The organism is Scytonema sp. UIC 10036 (assembly GCF_009725235.1).
On the sequence record NZ_WJFC01000374.1, the window covers coordinates 1 to 5397 of the forward strand.

Sequence of the window (5397 nt, forward strand, 5' to 3'; positions counted from 1 at the left end):
GCCGATAAATGTTGGGTTTCGTTCCTCAACCCAACCTACGTAATTGCGTGTTTTTATGCAAAACCTACGCAGTATTGCCATTCAATGCTGTCGGGCATAGCCCCACCTAAATGCAGGAGTGGAATTTGAGAATGGAAAGGGAGTTGCTACAGAAAAGTTACAATTTGTTATTTTAATTCATAAAAAATTTCAAATATCTTAAATATCTTAAATATCTCGTTAAATATCTCCTTAAATATCTTAACTATCTCCTTAAGAGTGTTAAGTGTTTTAACTGTTTTGAAGGTCTACTTAACTATCCACAGAACCGTCTTAATCGCTATTGCATTTGATAGAGGAATAATGTGCGATCTCGCCATTGTTTCCTTTGTTTGCAGCACAAATCCATGCTACCTTCAAAAAGGTATTTTCTATTGACCTTCAAAGACAACACAGTTGCATACTTAGATAAGGTAAAGAGAAAAACATGAAATTAACGAAACAGCAAATAGAATCTTACAGAGAAAATGGGCTAATATTTATCCCAGAGCTTTTCTCAACAAAAGAAGTCGAGGCAATGCAGGCTGCTGTCGATGATTTGACAGCAAAAGATACACCAGGACGGATTTTAGAAAAAGATAACAAAACAGTGCGTGCTCTTCACGGATGCCACACTACCACAAAAATTTTCGATTCCTTAGTTCGGCATCCCAGTCTTCTAACATCTGCTTGTGAAATTCTCAATAGCGATGTATACGTTTACCAATTTAAAATCAACTTTAAAGCAGCTTTTGGAGGAGATTTGTGGCCGTGGCATCAAGACTTTATATATTGGGAGCAAGAAGATGGTATGCCATCACCGAAAGCACTAAGTGTAGCAGTTTTTTTGGATGAATTTAATGAGTTTAACGGGCCTATGTATTTCATTCCGGGTTCTCACAAAGAGAGCCTTGTTCACTTGGGACAAACAGGGACATCTGAAGTTAATAGTCAACAAAACGATTGGAAATCTAATTTCAGAGCTACTCTCAAGTACTCCCTCAGTAAAGAAACGATCGCCAAACTAGCTAATGAAAAAGGTATGATCGCACCAAAAGGTCCTTCAGGGTCTGTCCTTTTCTTTCATTGTAATTTAGTACATGGATCGGCACCCAACATTTCTCCCTACGACCGCAGGCTCCTGATTATCTCCTACAATAGCATCAACAATATACCAAACTTCAAGGGGCAACCCAGACCAGAATTCTTGGTGAGCCGCGACTACACACCACTACAGCCTCTACTTGACAAAGTTTTAATTTAACCCACATCAACATGAATACAAACGTACAAGACCAATTTAAATTCACTGAAGTGTACCAGATTGAGCGTATTCACAACCCTACTCCGGAGGAGTTCCAACGAGGCTTCTTGTCTGTGAGAAAACCCGTTATCATCACTGGAGGAATGAGTGGTTGGAAAGCACTGTCCTCATGGACTCCTGATTACCTCAGTACTACTGTAGGCAATAGACAAGTTGATGTTAATGTTTCTCAAAGTAGGATGTTCATGGGCGATACTAAAACAGGATTTGCTTCGTTAAGAAAAACAATGAAGTTCAGTGACTTCATGAGTGTCCTTCTGGAAAAAAACAGATCCACGAGTAATTCTTATTATCTCCAGGGTCAACCAATGACAACAATATTTCCAGAACTCGTTCAAGAAATCGAAACTCCAGACTACTTTGACAAAAAATTGTTGTTGGTTATAAACCTCTGGTTAGGCGCTCATGGTAATATTTCCCCACTACATTATGATGCATCGCATAATCTATTAGCTCAAGTTAGCGGTCGAAAGCGGATTTTACTCTTTGACCCAAAACAAACTTCTTTCCTATATCCTTTTCCTGCATATTCAAAAATACCACATCTTAGTCAAGTTAACATTGATGAACCCGATTTTGAGAAATTTCCTAAATTCTCAAAAGCGAAGTGCATAGAGTGTGTTCTTGAACCTGGGGAGATGCTTTTCATACCAGTTTTGTGGTGGCATCAAGTATACTCTTTCGACACGCTAAACATTGCGGTAAACTTCTGGTGGAAGGAAAAGTTGAGACAACTACTTTTGACATATTCTGGGATGCGATTATTAGCACAAATACCCGCTTTTTTCTGGCAGGAGTTTAGGAATAAGGTGAATTCTACTTCGAATCCTAAATAACGACAACTATAGCGTTCCTAAATGGCCCCCAAACAATCTTGTTCTTACTGACATAATAACAGTTAACAGTTAACCGTCTAAACGAAAAGTTTGTAACTCAAATAGGATGGTGATAGAAGTGTTTAGTGAGAAAACCAGTACCCAGACCTCAAAAAAGATAATCTACATGAAAGGTAAAAAGAACCAATTTAATGATATATTACTTACTGCATAAGTACCAATCTTTGCTTTCTGAGTTTGCGTCACATCATTTACATTAAGTGGGAACGCTACTAGTTGGGCAAAACTTCCGCCCATCAGTAGCTTCATATCCAAAGCACACACTATAAGCTGTTCCGCATCTAATTTGCATAAACTGGGCGGGTTAAGATGTCCATCCCGTAAGAGATTAGAAAATTTTTAATGCAAATTAAATGTGTTTTAGCTTATTCTTGACCGTCATCTCCAATCAGTTCCCATTGATGTCCCAATGATTTTGCAGTTTTTGGAATAAATTGGACAAAAAACAACATGATTACTACAAACAAAACCACAGGTGCGCCAGAATTTTACGATTTCTCTGAGCCTCAGAAAATTCGTGACGAATTTGAAAAAAATGGGTTTGCTATTTTTAGAAATGTCATTGATTCAGACTTAATTGCAGAAGCAAACAATCATGTTCAATGGTTAACACAAAAGTACCCTCATTTACGCCCCGAACACTTCCATCATCCATTAATGCGTGATGATGCTTTTTGGGTACGTTTGGTAAGTGACGAGAGATTACAGAAAATTGCCAACATATTTCTAGGACCTGAGTTGGCTTGCTTTACTGCTCACTATATCTGTAAACCTGCATTTGATGGTCATGCAGTGTTATGGCATCAAGACGGTGCCTATTGGAATTTGCAGCCAATGAATGCACTTACCTTATGGTTAGCAATTGATGCAAGTAATTGCAGTAATGGTTGCTTAAAAATGATACCAGGTAGTCATAAGTTACCACTGCTTAAGCCAGAACAGCGCTCAGATGTACCTAATATGTTGTTTTCTTCTGTAGAATCTTCTGTTGTGAAAAGCTGGTTGGAAAAGGTTGGAGTTGTAGACATTGAATTAAACCCCGGTGATGTTTCTATCCATCACCCAAATATTATTCATGGCTCAGAAGCAAATACTTCTCCTAACAGACGCTGTGGGTTAGATATGGGATTTATTACACCATCAACTAAGATTTGTAATAAAGGGCTATATCTAGATCCCTTATTAGTTAAGGGCGAGCCTGTTGAGGGAATTAATAGTTACAGACCCTATCCTGAATATACTCCTGGCGAAACTGTCGAATTTCGCGCATCCGAAGAGTGGAATCTCTATGCCCGAGAAATTAATCAACGTTATGGTTTTGTTAAAAGTAACTCAGAAAGCGTCACGCAAGTTACTCAACGCATGATCGAGCGACTGCAAGAAGGAACTCTCAAAGAAGGTAATTAGCTCCATTTAGCTCCTCTAACAGGGCGATAAGCATCCTAAAATACGTGCTATTTCAGAAGGCAGCTGTGCTGGAAAGGCATAGCTGCTAAATTTTCTACATCCTGCAAATTCTCTACACTTACAGCCATTTTCAGGTAAATAGACCACAGTCGTAGGGGCGCAAGGCATTGCGCCCCTACACGTTCAATACTTGTCGGTTAAGCTAAAAATTCAAATTTAAGGTAGGTTGGGTTGAGGAACGAAACCCAACATTTATCAGCATTTGTTGGGTTTCACACACGGGTTTACCCAACCTACAAAAACGCTTATCCGAGCAGTATTGCCTACACGTTTATTTTGGATTTGGGATAATTTATTTTTTGGTATTCCCTTAGGTGAGGTACAAAAATTACCCCCCTCTGTCCCCCCGATGCTTTAGGGGGATGAAAGGGGGGTGTACCTCATTCAGATGCAAAGCGCTGTAAATGCAGATTAGCTTGATAATTCCTAAACTCTGACCCATTTCAATACCTTGGGGTCTTTATCATAACGGTAGGTAAAGCCATCCTTAGTAGTGATGGACTTGCCTTGTCTTGCCTTGTTTCTAATGGTGCTTATGGCAGCGCCTGTTAATATCTGCATTTCCTGATGAGAAATCCTAATTGTGCTTGTTTCTGGGTTACTTACAGATTCATTCTGTGGCACATCTATTGTAATCTGAGAGTTTTCGGGAGGATTAGTAATATTTTCTGTCTCTTGTGTCGTTTGAGAGTTTTCAGGAGGATTGGTAATATTTTCTGTCTCTTGTGTCGTTTGAGAGTTTTCGGGAGGATTGGTAATATTTTCTTTTGCTTTTTGCTGCTGATAATCCTGCACAGTCAGAATTTGCCAACTAGAATCTTGTAAAAGTTCCAAAACCCATTGATGATATTTAAACAAACTTTCTCGATGTCCAACACTGATAAAAGTTGTTTTCGTTGATTGCAATTGTTCATATAAATTGCCTTCATTTTTCAAATCTAAGGCACTGGTCGCTTCATCTAATATAGTGAATCTAGGATGAGTAATTAGTAGTCGTGCAAATGCAAGACGTTGTTGTTCTCCCAGCGATAAGATATTCTCCCATGGCTCTTCTGTATCAAAGCTATCAACTCGACTAAGCAAGTTTTGTAAGTTGACTTGTTGCAAAACTTCTTTGAGTTCTCGATCGCTCGTTTGACGAGTTCTCTGAGGATAAAGTAACTGTTCGCGCAATGTTCCCAAAATTATGTAAGGACGTTGGGGTAAAAATAAAACTTCATCTAGGGAAGGTCGCACCAAACGGCCAGTACCTGCATTCCACAACCCTGCGATCGCTCTCAATAGAGAACTTTTCCCTCGACCACTAGGTCCAACAATCAATAAACCTTCTCCTGGTTGAACAGATAGTGATAAGTCTTCAACGATCGTCTGCTCATAGTTAGGCGTTTGTAAAGTGACATGTTCAAAAGCGAGATGGTTTTCTTCTATTGTCTTAATAGTGCTAACATTTTCGGGTTGTTTAGTCACTTCTTCTAAAGCATCCGAAAATTCATTCAAACGCTCAACGTAACTAGAAAATCCTCCTAGAGTTCCAAATTCACCTATTAATTCTCCCAGAGCATTAGCAATCATACTACAACCATAAGCTGCTTGTGCAAGTTGTCCATAATCAATTTCATTTTTAGCATATAAGGGTCCTAGTATAAAATAAGGTAATAATAGGATACTTATTTGATATAGTCTGCTAAAAAT

The 5397-nt window shown here is 38.9% G+C and carries 4 protein-coding genes; 3 read left to right on the top strand and 1 reads right to left on the bottom strand.

Annotated features, from left to right (window positions below; translation table 11 throughout):
• Window positions 1-466: 466 nt before the first annotated feature.
• The 3 genes from F7734_RS60345 (at window position 467) to F7734_RS60355 (ending at window position 3645) form a co-directional block, all read left to right on the top strand.
• Window positions 467-1282: a phytanoyl-CoA dioxygenase family protein gene (locus F7734_RS60345; protein WP_155753694.1), complete on the top strand. Its 816-nt coding sequence runs from the start codon at window positions 467-469 to the stop codon at window positions 1280-1282.
• 11 nt (window positions 1283-1293) lie between these two features.
• Window positions 1294-2178, top strand: a complete 885-nt coding sequence (locus tag F7734_RS60350) for a cupin-like domain-containing protein (protein WP_155753695.1) — start codon at window positions 1294-1296, stop codon at window positions 2176-2178.
• A 510-nt stretch (window positions 2179-2688) separates the two neighbouring features.
• A complete protein-coding gene (locus F7734_RS60355; RefSeq protein ID WP_155753696.1) occupies window positions 2689-3645 on the top strand; it encodes a phytanoyl-CoA dioxygenase family protein in 957 nt (318 codons plus the stop codon).
• A 486-nt stretch (window positions 3646-4131) separates the two neighbouring features.
• Here F7734_RS60355 and F7734_RS60360 read toward each other — a convergent pair.
• Window positions 4132-5397 (bottom strand): ATP-binding cassette domain-containing protein (locus F7734_RS60360; protein ID WP_155753697.1); only part of this gene is annotated, 1266 nt, incomplete at its 5' end.

Coding starts and splice junctions, on each gene's coding strand:
- F7734_RS60345 (WP_155753694.1), top strand. CDS start 467: ATGAAATTAACGAAACAGCAAATAGAATCTTACAGAGAAAATGGGCTA.
- F7734_RS60350 (WP_155753695.1), top strand. CDS start 1,294: ATGAATACAAACGTACAAGACCAATTTAAATTCACTGAAGTGTACCAG.
- F7734_RS60355 (WP_155753696.1), top strand. CDS start 2,689: ATGATTACTACAAACAAAACCACAGGTGCGCCAGAATTTTACGATTTC.